The sequence below is a fragment of the Methylocaldum sp. 14B genome (genome assembly GCF_002005105.1).
GTDB lineage: Bacteria > Pseudomonadota > Gammaproteobacteria > Methylococcales > Methylococcaceae > Methylocaldum.
Genome location: NZ_MSCV01000006.1, coordinates 97,292 through 121,142, shown reverse-complemented (window position 1 = coordinate 121,142; position 23,851 = coordinate 97,292). Strand labels below are relative to the sequence as shown.

General features: G+C 59.1%; 23 protein-coding genes. 3 read left to right on the top strand and 20 right to left on the bottom strand.

The genetic code is table 11. The features are described 5' to 3' along the window. Positions 1-2 precede the first annotated feature (2 nt). From rsxB to B2A78_RS06090, 6 genes are all read right to left on the bottom strand, one after another. Positions 3-548, bottom strand: a complete 546-nt coding sequence (gene rsxB / locus B2A78_RS06115) for an electron transport complex subunit RsxB (protein ID WP_077729023.1) — start codon at positions 546-548, stop codon at positions 3-5. Between the two features lie 8 nt (positions 549-556). Continuing rightward, positions 557-1,138, bottom strand: a complete 582-nt coding sequence (gene rsxA / locus B2A78_RS06110; protein WP_077729022.1) for an electron transport complex subunit RsxA — start codon at positions 1,136-1,138, stop codon at positions 557-559. A 31-nt stretch (positions 1,139-1,169) separates the two neighbouring features. Continuing rightward, positions 1,170-1,451: a hypothetical protein gene (locus tag B2A78_RS06105; RefSeq protein ID WP_077729021.1), complete on the bottom strand. Its 282-nt coding sequence runs from the start codon at positions 1,449-1,451 to the stop codon at positions 1,170-1,172. Between the two features lie 61 nt (positions 1,452-1,512). Next, positions 1,513-1,836 carry a Rieske 2Fe-2S domain-containing protein gene (locus B2A78_RS06100; RefSeq protein ID WP_077729117.1) on the bottom strand — a complete coding sequence of 108 codons (324 nt, stop codon included), beginning with the start codon at positions 1,834-1,836 and terminating at the stop codon, positions 1,513-1,515. A 9-nt stretch (positions 1,837-1,845) separates the two neighbouring features. Further along, a complete protein-coding gene (locus B2A78_RS06095) occupies positions 1,846-2,070 on the bottom strand; it encodes a hypothetical protein (protein WP_077729020.1) in 225 nt (74 codons plus the stop codon). A gap of 20 nt (positions 2,071-2,090) precedes the next feature. After that, positions 2,091-3,434: a 4Fe-4S dicluster domain-containing protein gene (locus tag B2A78_RS06090; RefSeq protein WP_077729116.1), complete on the bottom strand. Its 1,344-nt coding sequence runs from the start codon at positions 3,432-3,434 to the stop codon at positions 2,091-2,093. A gap of 369 nt (positions 3,435-3,803) precedes the next feature. Between B2A78_RS06090 and B2A78_RS06085 the strand changes: the two genes are divergently transcribed. Beyond that, on the top strand, positions 3,804-4,157 hold the full coding sequence (locus B2A78_RS06085; protein ID WP_077729019.1) for a hypothetical protein: 354 nt from the start codon (positions 3,804-3,806) through the stop codon (positions 4,155-4,157). A gap of 108 nt (positions 4,158-4,265) precedes the next feature. Here B2A78_RS06085 and nifA read toward each other — a convergent pair whose 3' ends face one another. The 4 genes from nifA to B2A78_RS06065 form a co-directional block, all read right to left on the bottom strand. After that, on the bottom strand, positions 4,266-5,891 hold the full coding sequence (gene nifA / locus B2A78_RS06080; protein WP_077729018.1) for a nif-specific transcriptional activator NifA: 1,626 nt from the start codon (positions 5,889-5,891) through the stop codon (positions 4,266-4,268). A gap of 353 nt (positions 5,892-6,244) precedes the next feature. Further along, entirely contained in the window at positions 6,245-7,072 is an 828-nt protein-coding gene (gene cysE, locus B2A78_RS06075; protein WP_077729017.1) for a serine O-acetyltransferase, read from the bottom strand. Positions 7,073-7,897: 825 nt separating this feature from the next. Further along, positions 7,898-9,010 (bottom strand): patatin-like phospholipase family protein, encoded by a 1,113-nt coding sequence (locus B2A78_RS06070; RefSeq protein ID WP_077729016.1) that lies wholly within the window; start codon positions 9,008-9,010, stop codon positions 7,898-7,900. A 102-nt stretch (positions 9,011-9,112) separates the two neighbouring features. Next, positions 9,113-9,805 carry a hypothetical protein gene (locus B2A78_RS06065; RefSeq protein ID WP_077729015.1) on the bottom strand — a complete coding sequence of 231 codons (693 nt, stop codon included), beginning with the start codon at positions 9,803-9,805 and terminating at the stop codon, positions 9,113-9,115. Between the two features lie 100 nt (positions 9,806-9,905). Here B2A78_RS06065 and B2A78_RS06060 point away from each other — a divergent pair, with 100 nt between their 5' ends. Both B2A78_RS06060 and B2A78_RS25590 read left to right on the top strand, forming a co-directional pair. After that, the gene (locus B2A78_RS06060) at positions 9,906-10,175 is read left to right on the top strand and encodes a hypothetical protein (protein WP_077729014.1); all 270 of its coding nucleotides are present in this window, start codon (positions 9,906-9,908) and stop codon (positions 10,173-10,175) included. Between the two features lie 134 nt (positions 10,176-10,309). Continuing rightward, a complete protein-coding gene (locus tag B2A78_RS25590; protein WP_143735088.1) occupies positions 10,310-10,525 on the top strand; it encodes a hypothetical protein in 216 nt (71 codons plus the stop codon). 432 nt (positions 10,526-10,957) lie between these two features. Here the strand turns inward: B2A78_RS25590 and eboE are convergent, their stop codons facing one another. From eboE to B2A78_RS06010, 10 genes are read right to left on the bottom strand one after another with little or no spacing between them, the layout of a single operon-like run. Further along, complete coding sequence (eboE, locus tag B2A78_RS06055; RefSeq protein ID WP_077729013.1) at positions 10,958-12,202, bottom strand: metabolite traffic protein EboE; 1,245 nt, start codon at positions 12,200-12,202, stop codon at positions 10,958-10,960. Continuing rightward, positions 12,199-13,077 (bottom strand): TatD family hydrolase, encoded by an 879-nt coding sequence (locus B2A78_RS06050; protein WP_077729012.1) that lies wholly within the window; start codon positions 13,075-13,077, stop codon positions 12,199-12,201. The genes eboE and B2A78_RS06050 overlap by 4 nt, the downstream gene beginning before the upstream one ends. Before the next feature lie 26 nt (positions 13,078-13,103). Beyond that, positions 13,104-13,964 carry an EboA domain-containing protein gene (locus tag B2A78_RS06045; RefSeq protein WP_143735087.1) on the bottom strand — a complete coding sequence of 287 codons (861 nt, stop codon included), beginning with the start codon at positions 13,962-13,964 and terminating at the stop codon, positions 13,104-13,106. 46 nt (positions 13,965-14,010) lie between these two features. Continuing rightward, positions 14,011-14,889, bottom strand: coding sequence for a UbiA family prenyltransferase (locus B2A78_RS06040; protein WP_077729010.1), 879 nt, complete (start codon positions 14,887-14,889; stop codon positions 14,011-14,013). After that, the gene (locus B2A78_RS06035; RefSeq protein ID WP_077729009.1) at positions 14,886-15,734 is read right to left on the bottom strand and encodes a sugar phosphate isomerase/epimerase; all 849 of its coding nucleotides are present in this window, start codon (positions 15,732-15,734) and stop codon (positions 14,886-14,888) included. The genes B2A78_RS06040 and B2A78_RS06035 overlap by 4 nt, the downstream gene beginning before the upstream one ends. A 16-nt stretch (positions 15,735-15,750) precedes the next feature. Next, positions 15,751-17,895, bottom strand: coding sequence for a TonB-dependent receptor (locus tag B2A78_RS06030; protein WP_077729008.1), 2,145 nt, complete (start codon positions 17,893-17,895; stop codon positions 15,751-15,753). Beyond that, on the bottom strand, positions 17,888-20,374 hold the full coding sequence (locus B2A78_RS06025) for a VWA domain-containing protein (protein ID WP_077729007.1): 2,487 nt from the start codon (positions 20,372-20,374) through the stop codon (positions 17,888-17,890). Before B2A78_RS06025 ends, B2A78_RS06030 begins: the two co-directional genes overlap by 8 nt. A gap of 6 nt (positions 20,375-20,380) precedes the next feature. Continuing rightward, positions 20,381-21,952 carry a BatA domain-containing protein gene (locus B2A78_RS06020; RefSeq protein ID WP_077729006.1) on the bottom strand — a complete coding sequence of 524 codons (1,572 nt, stop codon included), beginning with the start codon at positions 21,950-21,952 and terminating at the stop codon, positions 20,381-20,383. Beyond that, on the bottom strand, positions 21,945-22,844 hold the full coding sequence (locus tag B2A78_RS06015; protein WP_077729005.1) for a DUF58 domain-containing protein: 900 nt from the start codon (positions 22,842-22,844) through the stop codon (positions 21,945-21,947). Before B2A78_RS06015 ends, B2A78_RS06020 begins: the two co-directional genes overlap by 8 nt. Further along, positions 22,826-23,848 carry a MoxR family ATPase gene (locus tag B2A78_RS06010; protein ID WP_077729004.1) on the bottom strand — a complete coding sequence of 341 codons (1,023 nt, stop codon included), beginning with the start codon at positions 23,846-23,848 and terminating at the stop codon, positions 22,826-22,828. Before B2A78_RS06010 ends, B2A78_RS06015 begins: the two co-directional genes overlap by 19 nt. Between the last annotated feature and the right edge of the window lie 3 nt (positions 23,849-23,851).

Sequence of the window (23,851 nt, the reverse complement as noted above, 5' to 3'; positions counted from 1 at the left end):
TTTCAGGCTCCCGCGGCAGCGAGATCGGGTTTGGCCCAGCGCCAGTTACGCAAGGTGGTTTTGATGGGCTGCATCCCGAGACATTCGGTCGGGCAGACCTCCACGCACTTTCCGCAGGCGATGCAGGCATCGGCGACCACGGCATGAATCTGCTTGGGCGCTCCCACGATGGCGTCCGTAGGGCACACCTTGAAGCAGCGGGTGCAGCCGATGCAGGTCGCTTCGCTGACTCTCGCCACCATGGGAACCTGGTCTTCCACGCCGGCCAGATCGATGTCCAGCGAGAGCTTGCTCGCCAATTGTTCGGCCAAGGCTTTTCCGCCGGGCGGGCACAGGGTGGCGGATGCCTTGCCGGCCACCAGGGCTTCCGCCGCCGGCCGGCAGCCGGGATAGCCGCATTGGCCGCATTGCGAGCCCGGCATCATCTTTTCGATCTCGTCGACCAGCGGGTTGTCTTCGACCTTGAAGTAGCGAGCGGCGGCGCCCAGCATGAAGCCCAGAGCAAGTCCTAAAGCGGTAAGACTGAGTACGGCGAATAGGATGTACATAAGCTGGCCTAATGTGTGTTGAGTCCTGCGAATCCCATGAATGCCAGGGACAGAATCCCGGCGGAGATGAAAGCGATCGGCACGCCGGCGAAAGCTTCCGGAACGCTCATGAGGGCCAGGCGCTCCCGAATGCCGGCGAAGATGACCATGACCAGGGTGAATCCCAGGGCGGAACCGAATCCGAATAGGGCGCTGTGCAGGAAATCGTATTCCTGCTGGATGTTCAGAAGGGCCACTCCCAGCACGGCGCAGTTGGTCGTGATGAGCGGCAGAAAAATGCCGAGGACTTGATAAAGCACCGGGCTGGTCTTGCGAACGACCATTTCGGTGAACTGAACCACGGCGGCGATCACCAGGATGAACGACAGAATCCTGAGGAAGCCGATGTCGAGGGGGGCCAGCAGGTAGTGCTCCAGGAGCCAACTGGCCACGGCGGTCAGCGTGAGCACGAAGGTGGTCGCCAAACCCATGCCGAGCGCCGAATCCAGCTTCTTCGACACGCCCATGAAGGGACACAGCCCCAGGAACTTGACCAGCACCACGTTGTTGACCAACGCGGTGCCCAGCAAAAGCATCAAGTAATCGCGCATCGTGTTCTCGCCTCCGCCGATTGCCGTATTGTCAGTCCGTATTCTCCATTCGCGCCGGCGTGCTCGCGGCGCTTTTGCTGGCCTCATGACCAGAAGCGACGAGCTCTTCCTTTCCGATCGCGCCGCAGGCATAACACTTGAACGCGACGCTGAATCCCTGCTTGCTGCAGGCATGTTCCTTGGCTTGCCGGCAGCCCACGGCTCCGCAGGCCGTGCAGCGGTAGAGCTGGCCCCTGCAGGCACTGGCATACCCGCCGATCCTTTCACCGTCGCAGATCGACATGTCGTTCTTTAATTTTTCGTAATTCGCCATAACAGTCTTCCCAAGTTACTACCAATAAAAAACCCCAAGATTCGTGAGAACGCTCTCCGCATCAGGACGGGGAGCACCCCGAAAGATCGACCTGAACCATCCCGTCTTCGACCCGCAGCGGATACTCTTCCAGCGCACAGCGCGGCGGAATCAGGCCTTGGCCGGTACGCGCGTCGAACACCCAGTTATGGAAGGTGCAAGTGATGGTCCGTCCGTTGAACCCGCCGTATTTCAAACGGGCGTTGTGATGCGGGCAGGTGCCTTGAAAGGCCTTGAGCTCCCCGCCATCCGGCCAGACCAGCAATATTTCGCGGCCTTCCACGGTAAAGGGCACCATGTCGCCTTCGCCGAGGTTTCTGTGCTTGCATAGGCTGGTGTAACTCACCGTCACCACCTACCAGGGGACCGAGGCGTCTACCAGCTTGGCCTTGATTCCGGCCGCTTCCATGTCCGCCAGGGTTTTGTAAAAGGTGCCTTCATGGATGAGCGTGCCTTTCTGGGACAGCACCGCGACATAACGCGCCACGGTATCGACCTCGCAGCGGTAACCGCCGCCTGGCTCCTCGGTCCGGCGGGCATTGCCGGCCCAATCCACGAAAAAACCCGATGCAACCGTCATGCTCTCTTCTCTCCTCTTCTTCAAGTAGCCAAGGCCATCCGCAGCACCCGTGCGAAATGCACGCTCTCGCGTTGTGCGCCGTCGCGAATCTGATGACGGCAACTGGTACCGTTGGCGATCAATAAGGTGTCGGTATCGGCTTCCCGCACTTTCGGCAACAGCGCGAGCTCGGCCATCCGCATGGACATTTCGTAGTGCTCGGCCTCCAGCCCGAAGGCGCCGGCCATGCCGCAGCAGCTCGACTCGATGAACTCGACCTGGAGTTCAGGCACCAGACCCAAGACTTTCCGCATCGCTTTCAATGCGCCAAAGGCCTTTTGGTGGCAATGTCCGTGTACCATCGCCCGCGCGCCGGGCACGGATTTGAGCGCCAGCTTGAGGCGCTTGGCGTCGTGTTCGCGGGCCAAAAACTCTTCCAGGAGGACTGCCGCCTTGGCGATCTTGTCGACCTTCTCCCCCAACCCGAGGCTGTAATACTCGTCGCGCAGCATGAGGAGACAGGACGGCTCCAGTCCGACAACCGGGAGCCCGCGCTCCACATAAGGCCACAGCGTTTCGACCATGCGCCGGGCTTCCGCCCGTGTTTGCGCGATCAAGCCGTGAGAAAGAAAAGTGCGCCCGCAGCATAGAGGCCGTTCTCCGGCCGGCGGCCTCGCGATGTGTATCCGATAGCCTCCCGCCAGCAGTACTTCCAGCGCGGCCTCCGCGGTTTCGGTATCGAAATGGTTGGAGAAGGTATCCACTAGCAGGACGATTTCGCGGCCGTCCGGAGCACCGATGCCTTCTCTCGGTGCAGAAGCAAGAAAACTCCGGGCTGCGCCACGCGGCAGCGAACGCTTGGCGGCGATACCAAACACGCGTTCGACCCATCGCGCCAAAAAGGGGAAGCGTTCACGGAAAGAAATCAGCGGATTCAGCGCCGCGAGCCGGTGGGCGAAACGAGGCAGATGGGCGAAGAGACGCTCGCGTAACGGCGCTCCGCCGAGCGCTGCCCAGCGCTGAGCGAGCGTTTCGACGCGAAGCAGCGCCATGTCCACGCCGTTCGGGCACTCGCGCTTGCAGCCTTTGCAGCCCACGCATAAATCCATTGCCTCGGCGAGTTCCGGACCGACAAAAGGCTTAACGCCGTACTCGCCGTTCAAGGCAGCCTTGAGCGTGGCAGCCCGGTGCTGAGTCGAGTGTGCGACATCCTGAGTGGCGCGAAAGCTCGGGCACATCACGCCCTTTTCGGTGCGCTGGCACTGTCGGTTGCCGATACAGACGGCCGCCGCCTTGCCGAAGGCGCCGCCCGCGGCAGGTACCGCCGCGTAGGCGTCGCCAGCACCGTAGCTGTCATAGGCCGACCAGTCGAGTTGGGTATCCATCGCGCTCAATGAGAATAAAAAGCCGTCGCCAAGCATCAAGCAATAACGATGCCCATTCTCAATATAGACGCACAATACTGTTTTATAAGGATGTTTTTGAAATCGCCAGCGCCTGATTCGATTTTTCGCTATGTCAGGTTCGTGACAAAACCCTGTCTCCGTATTCCTCTTGTCGCGACCCCGAGGCGCATTTCCGACAAAACGGGGTTCATCGAGGTTCGGAAGTCCCCGCCGCTATTTACAAATCGCGAGCTCGCTATTTCCTTTACTAAATAGCGTAAGAATGTAGAATCGGGCGCGTTCGGGGCTTGCATCGCACTCGACAGGCTGCCGAATCTGCACAACTTTCCTGTTCGATGGGGGTTCGCCATGACCATTCAGTGGAACGCCGATCTGCCGGACGACTATCACCGGCAAGCCATAGCACCCGTGAGTTTCGAGCGCCACGTGGATACCTTCGCTCATGCCTGCAAGGAGCTAGGATTCGATGATGCCGGAGAACGATGCTTCTATCGGCATGAATTCACGCTGACCGAGGACCGCTTCGACGCGGAGGAATTTCCCGTCGAGGTCGGCGTTTACTGGGAAAGGGTCATCGCCTGGCGGCTCGTCAGCGGACTATGGCTTAAGCTGAAAATCTGGGCCGATCGCCTCGACCGATGCCCCCGCCGCTTCGTTACGCAAGCGCCGGAGCTCGTCGAGGAAGCGGAGATCGAGCGTTAGCGCCTTTTCACTTCAAACAGGTTTCGATTCCTGGGTCATCGCGAACGATGCGGTTCATGCCTCACCGCATCCTACGGACTCAAGGCGGGCGGCCAACTGGGAAAGGCTCTAAAGCTTCTTGATCTCGATGTTGTATTTCTGAAGAGCGTAGTGCATCTGCCGCGTCGTCATCCCGAGCAGCCGCGCGGCCTTGGCCTGCACCCACCCGCACTCCTCCATCGCCCAGATCAGCCTTTCGCGCGTCGATTTGAATTCCGGCACTCCTCTTCCCGCTTGCGAATCGTGATCGGGTTCGGCTGCGGCGGGAGCTTCCGCGGAAACGGCCGGAACCGGGCTCGACAGTTGCGAGATCGGCCTCAGCGCCAGCGAAAAACACATGTTTTTCTGGCATGGCAGATTGATGTCGCGAATCGTTTTGCCGCGGGACATGGCCGCAGTCCGCTCCACGCAGTTTTCCAGCTCGCGGACGTTGCCGGGCCAATAGCATTCCGCCAGGATCTGTTTCGCCTCCGGCGACAGCATGAGCTGGCGCTGATTGGCGTGGTTGAAGCGTTCCAGGAAATGATCGGCCAATGGAAAGATGTCTTCGCGCCGTTCGCGCAGCGCCGGCAGGAGAATGGATATCACATTGATCCGAAAATAAAGGTCGGCCCGGAATTCGCCCTTGAGCACCGCATCCTCGAGATTGCGGTTGGTGGCCACGATCAGCCGTACGTCGACCTGTATCGGTTTATTGCCGCCCACCCGTTCGAATTCCCGTTCCTGCAGCACGCGCAGAAGCTTGACCTGGAAATTGGGAGATACGTCGCCGATTTCGTCGAGAAACAGCGTTCCGCCGTGGGCCAGCTCGAAGCGGCCTTTTCGCTCCTGCGTCGCGCCGGTGAAAGATCCTTTCTCGTGGCCGAACAACTCGGATTCCAGCAGGGTCTCGGACAAGGCGGCGCAATTGACCCGCACGAAAGGCCCGTCTTTGCGCGCGCTCAGATGGTGAATCGCGTGCGCGATCATCTCCTTGCCGGTCCCGGTTTCGCCGCGCAGCAGCACCGTGGAATGAACCGAGGCCGCCCGTTCCACATCGGCGAACACCTCTTGCATGCGCTGGCTCTGGCCGATGACGTTGACCAGCCCTCGAACGGGCTGGGCCGCCTTTTGCAAGCGGTGCTGCTCTATGATCCGCTGTTCGCGTTCCGCAGCCACGAGCTGGTGGAGCCTGATCGCCTGGCCGACCAGATTGGCCACCATCTTGAGCAAACGGACGTCGTGCTCCAGATGCCCATGGTAGGTCGTCATGTCGCGGTCGGCGCTGAGGACGCCTATCGTGTCCCCCATGGCCTTGATCGGAATGCCTATGAACGCGATCCTTTGCCCGCTCGAAAGATCGCGCGAGCCCGTCCTGTTCAGAAACTGCGGCTCTTCGGCGATATTGCGAACGACGATGGGAACGCCTGTTTTGATGATCTTGCCGACGATTCCTTCGCCCTTCCGGAATTGTCCTCGCTCGATTTCATCGCGAGACAAACCCGCCGCCCCAATAACATGCACGTCGGCGTTGTCCTGCACCAAGCTGATCATGCAGCGCAGCATGTGCATGTGCGATGAAAGAACGTTGAGCGCCTCCCGGAGGGTTTTATGGAGATCCAGGGAGGAGCTGAGAATCTTGCTGATCTCGTAAATCGTGATCAGCTCCAAATTCCTTTGCTTTTCCAATGGGTTAGCTGCTTCTCTTGCTGACATAGCCGGCCTCGTACGGTGGGGTTAGCCCGCAATTCCCTGATATGCTCGAATGCAGCTCTGATGAGCCTCCGCTGGCAACTTCAGAACTCGATTAATGGGATGAAGCAGGTTTTATGCCCGGTTTCGGCTTTGGAAATGGACCTCGGCCGCTCGGTTACGATCCGGAACGGCTGCCTTGGTCATAGGTAGCCCCGAAGGGCAATGCCGGTCGCTATCGGACCGGCGGGACTGGTTCGATCAAGCTACGGAAAATGCGGCATGGGACACGTCGATAAACGGTTCAACATTGACGGAGATTTGCTGTATTCGAGGTCGGAGTTCGTCCCATCCTCATCACGTCGGGCGAGCCAGGCTCAGAGCCGCCCACCTCTTATATTGCCGACGTTTCGCAATGCGTATAAACGGTCATTTTCAGGGGGAGTCATCGCGGCAACCAGATTTTCCAGCGACTCGATGCGAGCCTTCATGTCGGCCATGGTCTGATTCACGACATCCGGGATGTGGTGATGATCGAGATCGATCCGCTGCGGATTCATGGTAACGCCTTCCTTGGGCTGCACGATCCTCCCTGGAATGCCGACCACGGTCCGGTTTGCCGGCACGTCCTTGACGACGACCGAATTGGCGCCTACGCGCACATTGTCGCCAAGGGTAATCGGCCCGAGAATCTTGGCGCCGGCGCCGACCAGAACGCCGTCGCCTAGAGTCGGGTGGCGCTTGCCTTTGTTCCAGCTCGTACCTCCCAGCGTGACGCCATGGTAAAGCGTGACGTCATCGCCGATTTCCGCCGTTTCGCCTATGACCACCCCGGCTCCGTGATCGATGAAAAAGCGGCGGCCGATGGTCGCTCCGGGATGAATGTCGATATTGGTCCAAAGCCGCGTCAAGAACGCCAGCAAGCGCGCCCCGTAAAAAAATCCGCGTTGCCACAGACGATGGGCCACGCGGTGTATGAGAACGGCATGCAGGCCGGGGTAAGTCGTCAACACTTCGAAGCGAGTACGGGCGGCGGGATCGCGGCCGAAAACGCAGGCCACGTCTTCTCGCCATTCCGCGAATAGATTCTGCGCCCGGGAACCGGAGGGCGGTCTTGGCGACGGGGCCGACGCGGGCCGAGCGTCCGAATCCGAGAGAGATTCAACTTTGCGGTCCAGAATCTCATAGCTCGCTTGATGTCTCATGGTCCCGCTACCTCTATCTCGCTCGTGCGCCGTTGACGGCTTGAAAAGTACTCGTGGAGAAATACCGACTGCCGGTGGCCTCGGTTTGATGAATTCGCATTCGGGTACAGCCATTCGGCAATGATTTGGTTCTTCGGAAGCATGCCTCATGCCATGACAAATCCAGACCAAAATGCCTTTAAATCAACGCTTGGCGGACTTATGCCGATCGATGCCGATAGTGGCAAACACGACAATCCGTAATTAATTGTGAGACTTCTTACAAATTCGGGTGGCGAATCCGTTCTCGTCGTCCAAACGATTCTTGGAGATTCGAGACGATCGCGGATGGGGCATAAGCTTGCCCCTTATAGTGCAGTCGTTGAGTTTTTCGTGAGGATTTGCGGTTCGCGCTGAACCACTATGGACGGCGCGGCACCATATTAGCGCATAGCCGGCGGATACGTTTTCCGTGGCCGAATCATACCTTCGAAAATTGCGCTATGGTTCAAACACTTATCGGATGGTCAATATCTGGCACAACCGTTGCTTAAAGATTATCGGCATATCTTATCCTCCCACTTCAACGAGTGTTGAGTTAACCCGGCTTCGGCCGGGTTTTTTATTGAGAATAAAAAAAGCCCCGTTTGTCGGGGCGGTTCGTCCGTGAACCTGGTTGGCGGCGCCATTCTGTCGCACCGTTACCCGCGCGGGAATGCGTATTAATGCGTATTCCGGGATATTACGGTTTGCCGTCCGGAGAATTTGGTCTACGCTGAATATGTCGCATCAATTCTTGTGATTGTCTTCGGCGACAACCCGGCTCGCACCCCGTAGCCGGGTTTTTTATGGGTCCATCGGCGGACGGGAACTCGTTTGTTTTAACCTTGATTCCAAAAACCGCCGTCCTTGCTCTTCGCCATCCTGGACGAGACGGGCGATATGTTCGGGGCAGCGATCGAGTTTGCTTTCGTAATTCAAGCTTTTCGCCAATTCGACCGACATCTCTATTCTCGGGATATGGTAGGGCGCGTCCGGATCGTCGGGGAACGATCGAGGAATCTTTATTGGTTCCTTGATATCGAATTCGGCCAAAAATTCGTCCTTGAACGCTCCTGCGACGATGAAATCGTTGATCCGCTCGATTTGGCGCAGACTGTGAAACAAGGATATGTTGCCCGTCAGTTCGTTATGGCGATCAAGAATGTCGTCCGGCGCGACCGGGATTTCATCGGCCGTGGTTGGATTGATCTTAATCACCCAGATTTCATTGGGGATGTTTCGAGCGCCGACGAACCGGGGATCGATCAAAGTAGAAATCGGCGGATTGTCGGAAAACAGCCCGTCCCAATAGGCCATTTCGCCAATCGACACCGCCGGGAAGATGCTGGGAACGCACGCCGAAGCGAGGAGATAGTCGATTTTGATCGGCTCGAGGTATGAACTGAACTTATGCAGTCGGCCGGTGAGCACATTGCAAGCGCCTATGATCAGAATCGGCGGCTCCGTTTGCTGACCCAGAGCGGCCAGTTTGTCTGCATCGATATGGGTTTCCAACAGCGTCCGAAGATCCGTGAATTCGTTCCGAATACCGAGAGTCGCAACCGAAAAGGAACTGCGCGCCACCGGAGACGAGGGGCTCACGTTGTACTGGGGCATCAGTCCCTTTCCCGTCAGATAAAGCGAGTGGATAACGGAATCATTGAAAAGGCGTTCCTGATACGTCTGGGCGGTATTGTCGTTCCAGAAATCCAAAACCCGCTTGCAAAAGGGTTTTTCGCCGTGTTTCAAGGCGTACCAAAGCATGAAACCGCAGATGGCACCGCCCGAGGTTCCGCTAATGCTGACGATGTTGAAATGATCTTGAACATTGTTTTCCGCAAGGGCTTTGAAGACGCCGGCCGTAAACGCGGTTTGGCTTCCGCCTCCCTGGCAGGCGATGGCAACTTTGGGTTTCATCGAGAAAAATCCTCCGAAAATGCGTTAAGCAGATGATGAGCAGGATTGTGATTTCGTCCTGATCCCCGGTTTACCAACGGCCGGCCGAGTGGTTTCGCCTTTCTACCTAACCGGATAGGTCGCCAACTGGCCCAGCCCAACCAAAACCATCACCCCGGCGATGCTCAACAATGCGACGCGGACCCGAAACTTACTGAAATGCGCGGCGATGCCCGTGAAGAACAGGGCGGCGGAAAAGATCACCGTTGTGAGTACATAGTCGTCGCCCTGCTGGTTGGCTGCCTGGGCCTGATCGGAAGCTGTCCCCGCTTCCTGTTCCAATTGAGCAGCCCGGTCGGAAAGTTCCTGGCGGTACTCCGGCAGGACGAAGGGCGAGCTGGGTGCGGCAGCATTTTCCAGCGGCCGGCTGGCCACCCAGGCTTCGAAGGCCGGCCTGAATTCGGGTCGAAAGCGTTGTTCGAAAAATCTCGCCCGTTCTTCGTCGCCGTCCTTATAGGCATTGAGCCACTCGATGAAAAGCTCCAGGTCGACGGATCGGTAAAGATAGGCGAACGTGGACATGCGGGTCGCTTGGACCCACCGTATGGAGGAAGTGTTGTAGTTGGTCGATTGAACGCCGCTCCAGCGTTTGGACTGGTAACCGGCCCACGACGAAGCCAGAGCCGCAACCGACAGCAGGATCGCGCTGGCGATGTCCAGCCAATATTCGTATGACATAGAAGCTTGATGCTGCGCCGTCCCCTCATCAGAGGACGCGGCCGTCTTGCCGGATTCGGTGCTGTCGTCCTTTGCCATCGTTCCTCCCTGTTGTTGGCCTCACGGCCCCTTACTTCTCCATACTCAGGCCGCCGTTATTCGGAGCGTTTCCTCGATCGGCAGTCTCGGCAAAGACCGAATGATCGCCCTCGAAATCCCCAGGATGGATTTCGCTGCCCACTCCGGCGAGAGAATGCGCTCGGGGCGTTACACGATCAATACAGGAAATTACAGGGGGGAAGCACCGCTAACTCTCCTTCTTGGTTATGTTTATCGGGCGGAAAACCCGGTTTGGCCGGGTTTTTATCGGATGATTGATCAAAAGATCATGTCTTGTGACAAGCGACATCTAGCAAGATGCTTTGCACACAACTTTGCATCATTTGGCGCGAAGTTCTCTTTTTTATAAAAAAATCAACATAATACGTTTGCATATTGACTTGCACAAAAGTGTTCACCAATGTCGGACATCACTGTCGAAACCCATCGGGCAGGACCATTCACGTTTCGCGTCGGGGCCAAACCAGAAGCATTAAAAAGCTGTTGAATAGTAAAGAAATCAACCCACGACAGTACCAGGTACTGGAATATTTGGCGTCCCGTCCGAGCGGAATTAAGCTTTATGAACGCAATCTTTGGTATCGCTCTATTTACCGCAATGTTTCTGCAGCTACGGAAAGCCGCGATTGGAAAAACCTGCTGCCGCAGGGGTTGGTGGAAAAAACCGAGCATGGAGTTGTTTCTCTGAAGCGCATGTAGGCCACGACCAAGCGGTCTGATTCCATTCGGCATTCGAGTGAACATTAATCGTAGGGTGGGTTAGCGCAGCGTAACCCACCGATTCGAGGTCGCTCGGTGGGTTACGGCCTTGCGGCCTAACCCACCCTACAAAAATTAATGCCTTATTGAAAGCGATTTGGGATCACCTCCTTGCCGGCGGCACATAACCGCGGCTCGCCCTTTTTGTGCCGGCTGGAACACCCGCAAAGGGACCGGATGGGATCAAGAAAGGACAATACGCATCTTTCAAGTCGCTTGGCACATGGCCGCCTCGCTCATTGGACCACATTCTTTTCAAACCTCGCTGCTCTAACCAAGTGCTAGGTTTGAAGACAGGTCCTTAGACAGGATCGAGACGTGGCACAGACCTTTACCCTTTGATAGACCCGTTGCATCAAGAATATCCTCGTCTTACATGCTTATTTCTTGATCACACTCCGAGCCATGAAGCAGCTCTCGCTCGTTCATTTCTGCTTCAACCCATTGAATTTCCTGCACAAGGCTTGTCAGAAGACCGTCCTCGGTCTGGGGTCTTAGCTCTTCGGGCAGAACATGCCAGGTGTAGGTTTCAATTTCCAGGTGCGGTTTTGAGTCCGACGTGTTCCTGAGAAAGTCGAACACCTTACCGATCTGATCACGGGTCGTTCCTAATGCTCCATTTCCGAACCCGCTGATTTGTAACGGGACATGGAAGTGAATACGCCAAGGTGCATGCGCCGCCCAAGCGGAGTCATTCAATACGATGGGAAGATCCCTTGCACCTATTACTCGTCCATCGCCAAGTTGCGAACGTACTTGATGAAGGTACCGCGGCTCGGCAAAACCTTGTAAAACTTGCCGAACTTCCGGGTCCGACGGGTCGATGACCTCCAATGCGCTGGAAAGCTGAATTTTTCCGATTTCAATGCCCGCGTTTCGAAGTCGAGCCAATGACGCGGCAACATCTTCGAACATGACGGCTTGGTGGCAGACATCGAGGCATACGCCCAAGTACTCGCGAATCAGTTCGGGTTTCAGGCGTGCGCGCTGTGCCGCTTCCGGGAGATCGCGCTGAAAAAAAACAATGGCTTCATCGGTGGACTCCAGTGCGGCATCGGGCTCCATTTCCAGACACACGCGGATACGTTTGCCGCTGACTTCGTGCAGCCGTTCCAGTGCTGCTGCAAGTCTGCACAAAGTATCTGCCGCTTTTCGGGTTTGCTCGATCGTCCACCCATACCGGTATCCAAGGGGAACCGTCGATATGGTGCCCTCGCTTTGCCATTCCGGTAAGCATGCCGCGAGCAATTGGGCGAGATCGAGGGTGTAATCGTAACGTGCCGGTTCCGTCCAAGCGGGCAGGTAGACCCGTTCCTTGAGCGAGATCGAGTGAAATCCGCCGTATGGAAACCCGTTCAAGGTAAAGAGTTCGAGCCTGCATCGATTGAGAAGATCGATAAATTCGAGGCCCTGCCGGGATATTTCCCGCAACTCTGCCGCAACGCTTTGGCTGAGCCAGAGCCCGGTTCCCATGGATGCAATCCGGCGACGCTCGCGCACGCCGTTGACCGAATAGCTGATTACGCGGCGAACCTCGTCGAAGGTTTCTCCCGGGTGAACGTTGGCGCAATAAGTGAGCTCATGGCGATGCCATTTGGGTCGAGATGCGTCACTCACTGCACGACCGGTAGTTGTCCGCGCAGCACCGAATTGTTCTCCCAGAGTCGGGTCTGGTCGATTTTGACAGGTCCCACTTCTTCCAGGGAAATGCGGCCACTCTGCGCATAAAAGTTGATTGGGTTGACGTACAGCACGTATTCGATCTGATCCTCGTTGAACCCGGCCTGACGCATGGCTTCGCCCGTCTTCGGCACTTTGAGCGGATCGCTCCGCCCCCAGTCAGCGGCGCTGTTGACGACCATCTTTTCCAATCCGTATTTCTGCAGCAGGGCCACCATGCGCTCCTCGCTCATCTTGGTGTGCGGATATACCGAGTGCCCGCGCCAGCAGCCGGTCTCCAAAACCAAAGGCAGCGTCTCCTCGTTCAGATGATCGATCAACACCATTTCTTCATCCATGTTCATCTCCCGAATGAGGGCAATGGTTCGCTCGGTGCCGCGCTTTTTATCCCGATGGGGGGTGTGCACCAACACCGGCAGGTTCAAGTCCTTGGCGATTTGCAACTGCTCGGCGAAGAATCGCTCTTCCCCGTCGGTCATGTCGTCGTAGCCGATCTCGCCTACGCCGACGACACCGTCCTTCTCGCAATAAAGCGGTATGAGTTTCATGACCTCTTCGGCTAGAGCCGTATTGTTGGCTTCCTTCGGGTTCAGTCCGATAGTGCAATAATGCCGAATGCCGAACTGACTGGCCCGGAACCGCTCCCAACCGACGAGCGAGTCGAAGTAATCTATAAAAGTGCCCGGCTGGGTACGCGGTTGCCCCTGCCAGAAAGCGGGTTCCACTAAGGCCACGATGCCGGCGGCGGCCATGTTCTCGTAGTCGTCGGTGGTACGGGAAAGCATATGGATGTGAGGGTCGAAATAGCGCATGAAAGACTCCTGGACTTCAACTGATATCAACCACCTGCGGCGGCGCCTAGAATTTCCCGCACGTGCTCGTCCGTTTCGAGGGTAAACCGCTGATCGAGCGCGGCGCGCAGCTCCGGAAACCGCTTTAACGACTGCACCATGGCCTTCGCCGAGTAGTACCGATGCAGTGGGTTCGGGTCGTCAAGATAACGACGTACAAACTCGACACCCTTCACTGAGGCATAGGGTAAAAGGGCCATCCAGATTTCCGGAGGCACGTCGCGATCGGCCGCCAACAGTTCGTCGACGTAGTCCTCGCACATGCGCGAGAGTTCGGAACTCACGCGTTGTCCGAGACCGTAGATCAAATCGGCGTTAAGGCGTACGAAGAGAGCCTTGAGCACCATCTGATTGAATTCCCGATCGGAATAATAGGCCGCGGGATAAGGATTCAGCAGTGCGATCGACGAAACCAGTACAAGGCTGTTGGCGCGTCCGGCTTCCAGCGCCAGGGGCTTCAAGCGATCGGCGGAAGGAAACAGAGCCAGCCCTCTGACGATCGCGGCACGCTCGGATTCATCCCCTTGGCGAAAAAGGCTCGTCGCCAGCGTCTCCGCCTGCTCCGGCTCCCGCTGCAAACATAGAAGAATCATGGCAATACGGCCTGCGTCGCCGCTTTCCCAGTGATCTATCGCGACCGGCCCGACTGAGCTAATCAAAGGCGAATATCCGGCGCCAAGCGGTTGGCGGCCAAGCTGCCGGCGGGCCTGGGTTGAACACCGGCCTAGATCGGTTGCCGGCGCTTTGCTGTTCTCGAGTTTAGTCAGCGCTTCCCGCAGCCAGTCATTCTGCTGGTCGGAGCAAACGTCGCCAATCGCGCTGACCAGGCTGTTCAACATCTCAGTCATTGATGAATCCGGTAAAAAGCCTGCCACGGGAGCGATCGATTCTTGTTTATGTAACCCTGATATGCCGGGCGAGCAGGCGGCTTGGCAAAACGAAGAATAACACCAGTACTCCACCCCACCAAGGTCCGCCGCAGAAAGCCAGCAAGGCGTCGAACGGAATGATGCCCAGCACCAGGCTCTTGACGGAACGCTGCACGCTCTCCGGTGTCGGCTCGCGGTAGGTCGCTACCAGTTCCCGCAGAACGCTCCATAGAGCGAGCACCAAAAGGACCAAAGGCCAAGCGTGCGGCAGCGTTCCCGACATAACCAGACCGACAAGAAGCAGAGCGGCGCCGATGACTCCTACGATGCACTGCACGATAGGCCTTCGGGAGAATCCGGACGTCTCTATGGAACTGAGCCGAGTCAGGCTGATCACGTAAATCAGGATCACCAAGGGCACGGACAGCAGCGCGCCGTCGAGATCGACGATGGACAACCCGAGTACCCAGTTCAAATAGCGGCAGCCGCCCATCGCCAGGGCGCCGACGGCACTCCCTTTGGCCAAGCCGTCGTAGATAAAGATGAGCGCGGCCACCGCGAGCGCCCAATACAACTGAGTCTCGCCGACCATCCCCGCGGAGACGACGCCTAACGCCAGGAGCAGCCCCCCCAGCAACCATGCCGTCGAAATCGGGACTCGACCGGAGGGGAGCGGTCGGAACGGACGATCGCGGCGATCTTCCTCGTAGTCGAAACAATCGTTGAAGACCATTCCGCCCGAATAAAGAAATGCCGAGGCCAGCATGAGAAGCAGCAAGCTTCCCCAGCGTATCTGCCCACCCGTTGCAATCAGATGGGCTGCCAGGCTGTTCGAAACGGCGGTAAAGGCGTTGGGAATGCGCACCAATTGCAAATAAGGCAGCCAGATTCTCTCGGCGATCACGGGTTTTCTCCCAACAGCGCAGTGAGATAAGCGAGCGCCCGGCTTCCCGCTTCCACGGGTTTATCGGGGTAGCTGTAGAGTTCGACGGTAATAAATCCCCCGTAGCCGATACCCCGCAAGGCGTGCAAGTAACGCTGGAAAGGCAGTTCGCCGTCGCCGGGAACTCGATGGAAATGTTTTCGGTCTTTGATGTCCTCGACGTGCACGTTCCAGATGCGTCCCTCCAGAGCGGAAACGGTTTCCTCGACAGGCTCGCCGTCAAGGAATGAGTGGCCGATATCGAGGTTGACGCCGAGCACGGGCGAACCCACGGCGCGGATCAGGTCCAGCGCTTCGGAGGCCCGCTCGACCAGCAAGCCCGGTTCGTACTCGATGCCGATTCGAACGCCGTAATCGGCAGCCACGCCACAGATTCTGACTAGGCTTTCGACGAAATAGGCTATCGACCGCTCCGGTTCGCAGGCAGACGTCGGCCGGCCGGAGGTCACGCTCACACATTGTGCGCCGACCTCTCTGGCTAGCCGGACGGCTTCGATGGTGTAGTTTTCGCGCCACCGCCGCAGCTTTTCGTCCGGGTTGGTGAGGGCCGGTTCGAACACATTTTCCGGCGGCGAAGGCGAATAGTATCCATTGGCCGTATTCGCATTCAGATTGCTTACCCCCAGTCCCGTCTCGTTCAAGATCGCCTTGACCTCATTCAAGGCGCTCAGGTCGACCTGCCCCGGAAACCAGTGCGGACGGTCGCAAAGTATCTCGGCGCCGGCGAATCCCAGCGCGGCAATTTGCCGTAGCGATTCCGGCAGATCGAAGCGGGTGAAGGCGTTTGTGCTATACGCGAGCTGCATTGCCGTCGTCCCCTAATCAAAACTTCCAGTCGGCCGCCAGAACGAAATTCCGGCCGGGTTCATTCAGACCCGATCCGTGAATGCGGTAGTCTTCGTCGGTCACGTTTTCCAGGGCCAGGCTCAGCTTGAGGTCGCGGTAGACTTGCCAGCCGCCGCGCAGCGTCAAAACCGTGTAGCCCGGCGTTCCTCCCGGAGGAATGCGCTGATTGTCGGCACGATCGGAAGAACTCAGCCGGTCCTGTTCCTCGGCGACCGTCACCACGCCTTCCGCCCATAACTTGCCGTCCGGATGATCCCATCGGAGCCCTACGTTGCCCATGGTCGGCATCAGCCGATCGATGTATTCCTCGGTCGGAGAGGAACTCGCCGACGGATATCCGTCGATACGCCCGTGCATCCAGGTGAATGCGCCGAACGCGGTGAACTGGGACAGAAACCGATAGCTCCCGGCGATTTCGACGCCGTGGATATATCCGTCTCCGGCATTGCTCTTGGTCACCTCTCGGCTTCCGTTCACGGTTCTGCCCGTGGGTTTTCGAACGATCATGTCTTCGACGTCGGTGTAAAAATAAGCAATCTGGCTCGAAAAGTTTTCGTGCTGGGTCTTGATGCCGAACTCGTAGGCGATGAAGTCTTCCGGCCTCAAATTTGGCGCCGGAGTCTCCAACTCCCCCGATCGGGCGATGTCGAAGCGGGTCAGGTCGGAAAGGTTCGGCGCGCGGAATCCTTGGGAGATGCCGCCGAACACGTGCCAATGTTCCGCATCGTCGACGTGGTAGGTGGCTCGGACAGTCCCGAGCACGTTGTCCCAGCTTCTTTCAAGCCGTGTCTGCCGGCCGGTCAGGGGGTGCTTGACGCGATCGGCGCCCGCTTCGATGTGGTTGTAACGGCCGCCTATGACCAAATCGAGCGAATCGATCAGCCTGATATCGTCCTGAACGAAGACCCCCAGCGTGTCGTAGCGCGCATCGTCGGCGACCGGGCCCTGAATTTCCTTCGATGTCAACCGCCCGGCGGCATTGTAGTTATTCTGATAGGAACGCACCTCGTCATGGTAGTACTCGACGCCGTAAGTCCAAAACCCCACCGGGCTAAAACTGTCGAGCTGGGCGAAAAAGCCGGTGGTGCCCACGTCGAATCCGTTTCGCTCGCTGCGAAGATTGTTCCGGACCCGCAACTGGTCCTCGCTCTGGAGATGATAGGAAACGCTGACCCGAGCGCCGTCCACGAAAGAATCGAAATTCCTGCCATGGTACTGGAGATAGGTCAGCTCCCGATACTGATCCAAGGAGAGTTCCCGGTCGGTTCCGACTTGAGTGCCGGCGAAACTCTTGCCGAACGCGGTTCTGTGCGTACGCCATGCATTGTCCGGATCGACCCTCTGATGAGCCAGCACGAACTTGTGGTCTGGATTGAGGAAATACTCCAGCTTCAAATCGGCATCCTGCTCGTCGTAGCCGGTCATCGGCTGCTTGCCGGTAGGCTCGCCTGCCTCCAAATCTCCATAGCTCTTGATCGACGCGCCGGCCAGGAAGCCGATGCGCTGATCCCAACTGCCGCTGATTTCCGCCCGGCCGGTGTGGGAGTCCTCGGTATCGGCGAAACGATAATAGACTCGCCGGTCCCACAGAAAACCGTCGCCGTACTCATCGCGGCCGCGGGTCAAAGCATTGACGGTGCCGCCGACGGCATCACTGCCGTAAAGCACGGAACTCGGCCCCTTGATGACTTCCAAGCTCCGGACGGTGAGCGGATCGACAGTGTTCCAGTATTGGTTGGGACCGTCGCGGAAGACCGAATTATTGAGCCGGATGCCGTCGATCAGGAACAGGGTCCGGAAACCCGTGAAGCCGCGCAGAAATGGCGAACCCTGGCCGTGGCCGGTCTTTTGCACCATAACCCCCGGCATCCCGCTAAGTGCTTCGGGCACCGTCCGTGACATGCGGCGGTTCTGAATATCCCCGTCGGTGACGCGCTCGGTGCTGTAAGGCAGATCGAAAGCGGGCTTATCGGTCCGGGTACCGGTGATCATGATCGGGGCAAATTCGAAGAACTCGGTTCCGGGCGATAGTGAGTCCCGCTTTGCCGTATCGGCACCGGCCGGAGATCCATTGATCAGGCTGATCGTCAGCAATGTGAAGGTAAAGGGATGCTTAGTCATTTTTTGTTGTCTTCTTGCACAAAAACCCCCGAAAACCGCCGACCCTTTCGCAAACCAGCAGCAACAGATAGCTCGCGCCCGCCAACCCCGCCAAAAGGGGGCGCAAGCGCATGGAAGCCGGCGATTCAGGACCGATTTCGCCGGTTGCCGGCCAAGGGCGAATCAATCCTTCCCGAGACCATCTATCCCCCGGCGCCTCGCCGTTTCCGGAAGAACCGGCCTCTTCCTCCGATTCATGCACGGCCGCCGTTTGCAAGCTCCGGTCCCCGGCTTTGAATACCGCGCGATAGACACCCGGCAGGCTGACCGGCAGATCGCCCCGATAGCGGCCGGGAGCGATGCGATTCAGGGAAATCCGGTACGTGCCGCCCGAAGGCGTGGTGACGACGGACTCAACCGCCGGGTACTCGGCCCACTCGCTCTTATCGGAAGCCAAAGCTTCGAGTTCCAGCTCCAGACGGCCCGGACGGTCATGGATTTGGGCATGCAGCAAGGGACTGAGGGTGGCGGCACTGATCCAATCGATGAGACCGCCGAAAAAACGCCCCCAGTCGGACCACGCCAGCCAAGCCGGGGCCCACGCGTTCAAGCCACCCGGAAAAACCGCGACCTTACCGCTGCCGGCCTGCCTGACCGCCAGCAGCGGATCGCCATTCGGCGATTCCAGAAAGACCGTCGCTTCGGGTTGGGGGCTGGTGACCATATACCCGGACAAGACCGGCCAGGACACGACATCGGTAAAGAAAGGCAGCGTTTTTCGCGATTGGGGAGCGACTTTTCCCAATTCCGCCGCATCGCGGTGTTTTTCCACTTCGCGCCGCATGAGCCGGGGAAGTTCGGCCAATTGCCGAACGTGCATGACCTTGCCGCGCCCCATACGGGCGAGCCGCTCGAGCGCGGGCATGGCGGCTTGGTTGCCCACTGCCAGAGCGATCACTTCGATATCGGCGTCCGCGAATTTTTTCTCGATGCCGCCGAAATCGCTCTCCAGGAAGCGGCCGTCGCTGACCAGCACCAGGATGCGCCTTTCGGTCCCGTCGTGTGACAAACGCTCGACCGCCGATTCGAGGGCCGGCAGCAACCGGGTGCCGCCGGAAGGCGTGAAGGCCAAAGTCCGTTCCAGCATTTTCGCCGGCTCCTCGTAAACGCCGAGAGGCAGGACCTCGTGAACGCCGGCGTCGAATACGGTGAGACCTACGCGGTCCCTCTCCCATAAACCCCGGACCGTTTCCAGCACGGCTCGACGGGCCATGCCCAAGCGGCTGACTCCGCCGCGGTCCTGGTCCATGCTGCCCGACTTGTCGAGCAGGAATAAAACCGATGCCGCCTGCTGGGTGTCCCGGCCTTCGGCCGTCACCGGCAAGATTTTCTCCAGGGCCGAATGGCGGTAAGCGCCTGCGCCGAAGCTGTTCGCACCGCCCAGCACCAGGAGCCCAAGCCCCGACCGACGCACGCCGTCGATCAAGGCCGACCAGGCATCCGGAACCATGTCGCCGATGGCCACGTCGTCCAAAACCACTGCGCCCCAGCTTTGCATGTCGAGCTCACGCCGGGGAAACTCCACCGGCGGGATGATCCGCACGGCCCGCCCTATTCGCTGTAAGCCGAGCGCGGCGGGCGGCGGGCGGTTTGCCGAGCTGACGTAAAGGATGGGCCGCGGGTCGACTGCATTGATCAGTGCGATACGCGCGTTATTGCTGAAATCCCGGTCCGTACCGGATTCAAGTGAGAATTCGAGCCTGCATATGCCCGGCGGGCAGGGGTCGATCGGAATCTGGGCGACGTTTTCGCCCCGTCGCCCGAAATCGATTTCGATGCTTTCGCGATCCTGCCCGTTCACCCGCAAGGCCAGCCGCCCCGTCGTCGAGGGAGAGCCGGATACGCGAACGATGACAGGAATCTTCTGCCCGGCATGAACGTAAGTCGGGTATTGGACGTCCAGAATCGCGCCATCTCCAGGGTCGGCTTCACCGGATGGAATAAAGCCGTAGACCGGAACACTCGATGCGGCGGCTATTTTCAGGGCATGTTCCGCTTGGCCACGGGTTTCACGCATGTCGCTGACCACCAGCAGGGCGGATGACCGATCGGGGCGAACCCGCCGGAGCGCGGCTCGCAAAGCCGTCTCGAGGTCGGTAGCGCTACGGTCCAAGGGCAGCCGCCGGGGATAACTCGGTGACGACAGTAATTTTTCCCGCCCTTTCTGTCCGTCTATGGATGCGGAGTAATCGTCGACCGCTGCGGCGGCGAAACGGATGATATGGAGTTCCGCGCCCGGAGCTTCGGCGAGCTGTTGCGCCAACACCGGCCATGTCGTATCGAGTCCGTTCCCCATGCTCGCGGAGTCGTCCAGGAGAATGAAAAACTCTTCGATGGCGGTATTCCGGGATATCGTCGGATTGAACAGAGCCAGCAGCAAAAGGCCCAAAACGCCCAAGCGGGCGTACAGAGCGCGGGATGACGGGATATCACCGGTCATGGGCGTTCAAACCGGCTTGGCGAATTTTTCCGCCCGCCCGATGCATCGCCGCATATCCAGCACCAGCAGCCCAATCGCTCCGATGATCAGATAAGGACTCAGATCGACACCGGCTCCGCCTGAAATCCGATCCGGCCCAGCCATCGGTTCGGGCATCGGTAAGGGGGCTATCCGCGATTCGCCGCTCGAGCGCCGGGCCGCATGCACCCGGTCGAGACGCGCCTCCGGCAAGAGCCGTTCGATCAATCCGGCGATCAGCACGGGATATTCGGGCTGTTCCGCGAACGCCTGAAATTCCATGTCGAGGCGAACATCAATCTCACTGGGATTTTCGTTAGAGGCGATCAGCCACTCCGATCCCGCAGCGAGGAGCGCCTTGCCGGAATCCGGGCCAAACGCACCGGCGGGAAAAGCGCGTAGCCATCGGTGGTCGAGAAACACGTGTTTCAGTTCTCGCGCCCCGGATGTCCACAGGACCGGTTTGCCGAGGGTGTGGGAACGCCCCGTTCGTTGAAAACGAAGCCGCGCCCGGCTCGCGCCGGCTTCGCCGTTTCCGCAGACGACGGCGAGATCGACATCGTTTCCGTCGCCCGATGGAAACGTCAGGGCGGGATGCACGCTCAAGGCCGCCGATAAGTGACGCCCGCAAGCGCCGAAAAGTCGTGCACGAACTCTTTGCGGATAAGCCAGGGCCAATTCGTCGTCGTAAGCGAGCGCATCGGCCGGTTTGCTGCGCGCGATGAGCGGACTGTCGATCTGTTCCGGCACATCGAACGCGAGCGTTTTAGTGCCTCCGCCCGGTACGGTCGCGGACCAGCTTTGGAGCAAGCGTTCGCCTTCATAGAGTTCGATTGTCCGCCGGGCTTCCGCATCGCCCGTGTTCGCCAATTCCAGAATGCCGTTCAATCCGCTCTCGCTCTTGAGCGACGGCCGCAGAGCCAGAGCGGTGAAAGCCAGGTTGTCGCGCGCGGCGCCCACTTGCACGACACGACTCAATCGGGCGGCATCCGCCCACCGATTCACATCGGGGTCGGCCCCGTCGGTGACCAGCCAATGAACGGCGTCGGGACTCATTTCCATCGCCAGAGGCATCTGGACACCGGGTCCGGGATCTTGAAACCAACTGTCGACTTCCCCTTCCCAGTGATTCGTGGATAAGGAATCAAAACGGACGGAACGGCCGGGATACGTCAACGAATGAATGACCGCCCGGAAGGGAGACAAGTCTTCCAGGGCTTCGCGCAAAACCTGCAAGGCCATCTCGTGGCGCTTCGCTTCACCCTCGTCGACCAGCATGCTCACGGAATCGTCCAGCCAGATTTCGATAGAGCGCGAATCGGTCCAGCGGGCTCCGGCCTCGGCGAGAATCAGCAGGGCAAGGATCAGAGCACGTCGGCGCCACGCCGGATCGGCGGAACTCCAGCGGCTTCCCGTTGTTTCTTCGGATGCCGCAAATCGCCACAGAAAAACGGCGGACACCGCAAGTTCTCCGCGTCTGGCCCTTAGTTTGTGCAAGGCCCAAACCAGCGGCAGAACGACGAGGCCCCAGAGCCATCCGGGCGAGGACCACTCAATCATTCGAGGCCTCGAGTTTTCCGATGTGATCGATCAGCCATCGGTCCCAGGTCCGCGAGGTCTCGCACGAACTGAACGGTATGCCGCGTCGGCGGCAATACGCGTCCGACGATTCTCTAAACCGGTTTAAGCTAGTTTGGGCGGCGGCTCGGCCGGATTCCGAAGCATCGACGGGCAGACTGACGCCGTTTTCGACGTCCCGGATAAGCGTCGGCCCGGTCCGATGCAGCGTGCATTCCTCGGCCGAGAGCGTCTGCACGACCTGCACTTCGTGGCCGCGCCGCAGCAGAAGGTCCAAGGCGGGCCGCATGCCGTCCTCCGTCAGCAAGTCGCTGATCACCAACACGGAAGCATCGGCGCGCAGGGCGGGGATACAGGCGGCCAGATTCGAACCGCCTCCCTCCTCTCGAGGGCGGCAGCGGCGCACGGCGTCCAGCAGCCGGGTGTATTGTTCCCGTCCGCTTCCGGACGCGCACAGCGTATCGATTCCGCCGCTGAAGACGATCAGGCCGACCCGGTTGCCCGCGTGGAGCAGTACATAGGCGAAAGCTGCCGTCAGATGCGAGGCCAGCGCCCACTTGCCGCTTTCCGGCAAACGCATGGACGCGCTGCGATCCAGGCAGATGAACCAACGCGTCGAGCATTCGCTTCCGAATTGTTTCACCTGGGGATGCCAGGCGCGCGCCGAAGCGCGCCAATCGAGGGCTCGCAGATCGTCGCCCGCCCGATAGTCGCGATAGCCCAGAAAATCGTTGCCGGATGCGGTGGGGCTTCGCCGCGGACGACGTCCGGGCAGAGCCGCCGCCCGGCCGCGGAACAGATGTCCGGCTACGGATGCAAGTCTGCGGAGGGTCGGCTCATCGATAAAGCATTCATCTAGATCGAACGTCGCCATGAGCCGATCACTCTCTCCAGTGCAGAGTCGATCGCGATACCGTCCATTTCGCTTTCGATGTTGAGGAGTACGCGGTGCCGCAAAGCCGGCAGCGCCACGCTCGCGATATCGTCCGCAGCCATGTGCCCGCGCCCGCTTTGCAAAGCCCGGACGCGCGCGGCCCGCAAGAGAGCCTGCAAGCCCCGCGGACTCGCGCCGTAACGAAAATGACGGCGCGCCTCTTCGCTGCCCGCACCGTGCTCGGGATGAGTGGCGAGTACCAAGGAAACCGCCGCCCGCTTCATCTCGTCGGCGATCACGACTTCGCGGCACAAGGCCATCATCTCGCTGATCCGCTGAAGCGAGATCACGGCGTTCATGTTTTCGGTGGGTTCTTCGTCCAGGGAGATGTCGATCAGTCTGAGCATCGCGTCCACCGCCGGGTACCCCACGGACAACTTGAACAGAAACCGATCGGTTTGCGCCTCGGGAAGCGGAAAGGTCCCTTCGATCTCGATCGGGTTTTGGGTGGCGATGAGCCAGAACGGATCGGGTAGACGATGGCTTCTGCCGGCGGCGGTCACTTGCCGCTCCTGCATGGCTTCCAGCAGCGCCGCCTGCGTCTTCGGAGTCGCACGATTGATCTCGTCGACCAGTACCATGGGCGCGAAAATCGGCCCCGGCCGGAACTCCAGACGGTGTTCGCGATCGTCCTCGGCTCTCAGCAGGACTTCGCTCCCGGTGATATCGGCGGGCATCAGATCGGGCGTGCATTGCACCCGCGACATGGGAACCCCGATACAGCAGGCCAACCCCTTGGCCAGATGGGTCTTGCCGAGGCCGGGATAGCCTTCGAGCAGAATGTGTCCGCCCGCCAGCATCGCGCTGACCATATCCCGGATCAGTGCTTCCTGGCCCACGATGACCCGGGCCAGGGATTCGCACAGCCGATTCATATCATCCCGGAAATGCTTGATTGCCGTTCCGATATCCGGGTCCGCACGACGGGAAGTCGATAGCGCCATGGT

What these genes read in the sequence shown, in the direction of transcription:
- rsxB (WP_077729023.1), bottom strand. Translation starts at nt 548, where the DNA reads ATGTACATCCTATTCGCCGTACTCAGTCTTACCGCTTTAGGACTTGCT.
- rsxA (WP_077729022.1), bottom strand. Translation starts at nt 1,138, where the DNA reads ATGCGCGATTACTTGATGCTTTTGCTGGGCACCGCGTTGGTCAACAAC.
- B2A78_RS06105 (WP_077729021.1), bottom strand. Translation starts at nt 1,451, where the DNA reads ATGGCGAATTACGAAAAATTAAAGAACGACATGTCGATCTGCGACGGT.
- B2A78_RS06095 (WP_077729020.1), bottom strand. Translation starts at nt 2,070, where the DNA reads ATGACGGTTGCATCGGGTTTTTTCGTGGATTGGGCCGGCAATGCCCGC.
- B2A78_RS06090 (WP_077729116.1), bottom strand. Translation starts at nt 3,434, where the DNA reads ATGGATACCCAACTCGACTGGTCGGCCTATGACAGCTACGGTGCTGGC.
- B2A78_RS06085 (WP_077729019.1), top strand. Translation starts at nt 3,804, where the DNA reads ATGACCATTCAGTGGAACGCCGATCTGCCGGACGACTATCACCGGCAA.
- nifA (WP_077729018.1), bottom strand. Translation starts at nt 5,891, where the DNA reads ATGTCAGCAAGAGAAGCAGCTAACCCATTGGAAAAGCAAAGGAATTTG.
- cysE (WP_077729017.1), bottom strand. Translation starts at nt 7,072, where the DNA reads ATGAGACATCAAGCGAGCTATGAGATTCTGGACCGCAAAGTTGAATCT.
- B2A78_RS06070 (WP_077729016.1), bottom strand. Translation starts at nt 9,010, where the DNA reads ATGAAACCCAAAGTTGCCATCGCCTGCCAGGGAGGCGGAAGCCAAACC.
- B2A78_RS06065 (WP_077729015.1), bottom strand. Translation starts at nt 9,805, where the DNA reads ATGGCAAAGGACGACAGCACCGAATCCGGCAAGACGGCCGCGTCCTCT.
- B2A78_RS06060 (WP_077729014.1), top strand. Translation starts at nt 9,906, where the DNA reads ATGATCGCCCTCGAAATCCCCAGGATGGATTTCGCTGCCCACTCCGGC.
- B2A78_RS06050 (WP_077729012.1), bottom strand. Translation starts at nt 13,077, where the DNA reads ATGCGCTATTTCGACCCTCACATCCATATGCTTTCCCGTACCACCGAC.
- B2A78_RS06045 (WP_143735087.1), bottom strand. Translation starts at nt 13,964, where the DNA reads ATGACTGAGATGTTGAACAGCCTGGTCAGCGCGATTGGCGACGTTTGC.
- B2A78_RS06035 (WP_077729009.1), bottom strand. Translation starts at nt 15,734, where the DNA reads ATGCAGCTCGCGTATAGCACAAACGCCTTCACCCGCTTCGATCTGCCG.
- B2A78_RS06030 (WP_077729008.1), bottom strand. Translation starts at nt 17,895, where the DNA reads ATGACTAAGCATCCCTTTACCTTCACATTGCTGACGATCAGCCTGATC.
- B2A78_RS06025 (WP_077729007.1), bottom strand. Translation starts at nt 20,374, where the DNA reads ATGACCGGTGATATCCCGTCATCCCGCGCTCTGTACGCCCGCTTGGGC.
- B2A78_RS06020 (WP_077729006.1), bottom strand. Translation starts at nt 21,952, where the DNA reads ATGATTGAGTGGTCCTCGCCCGGATGGCTCTGGGGCCTCGTCGTTCTG.
- B2A78_RS06015 (WP_077729005.1), bottom strand. Translation starts at nt 22,844, where the DNA reads ATGGCGACGTTCGATCTAGATGAATGCTTTATCGATGAGCCGACCCTC.
- B2A78_RS06010 (WP_077729004.1), bottom strand. Translation starts at nt 23,848, where the DNA reads ATGGCGCTATCGACTTCCCGTCGTGCGGACCCGGATATCGGAACGGCA.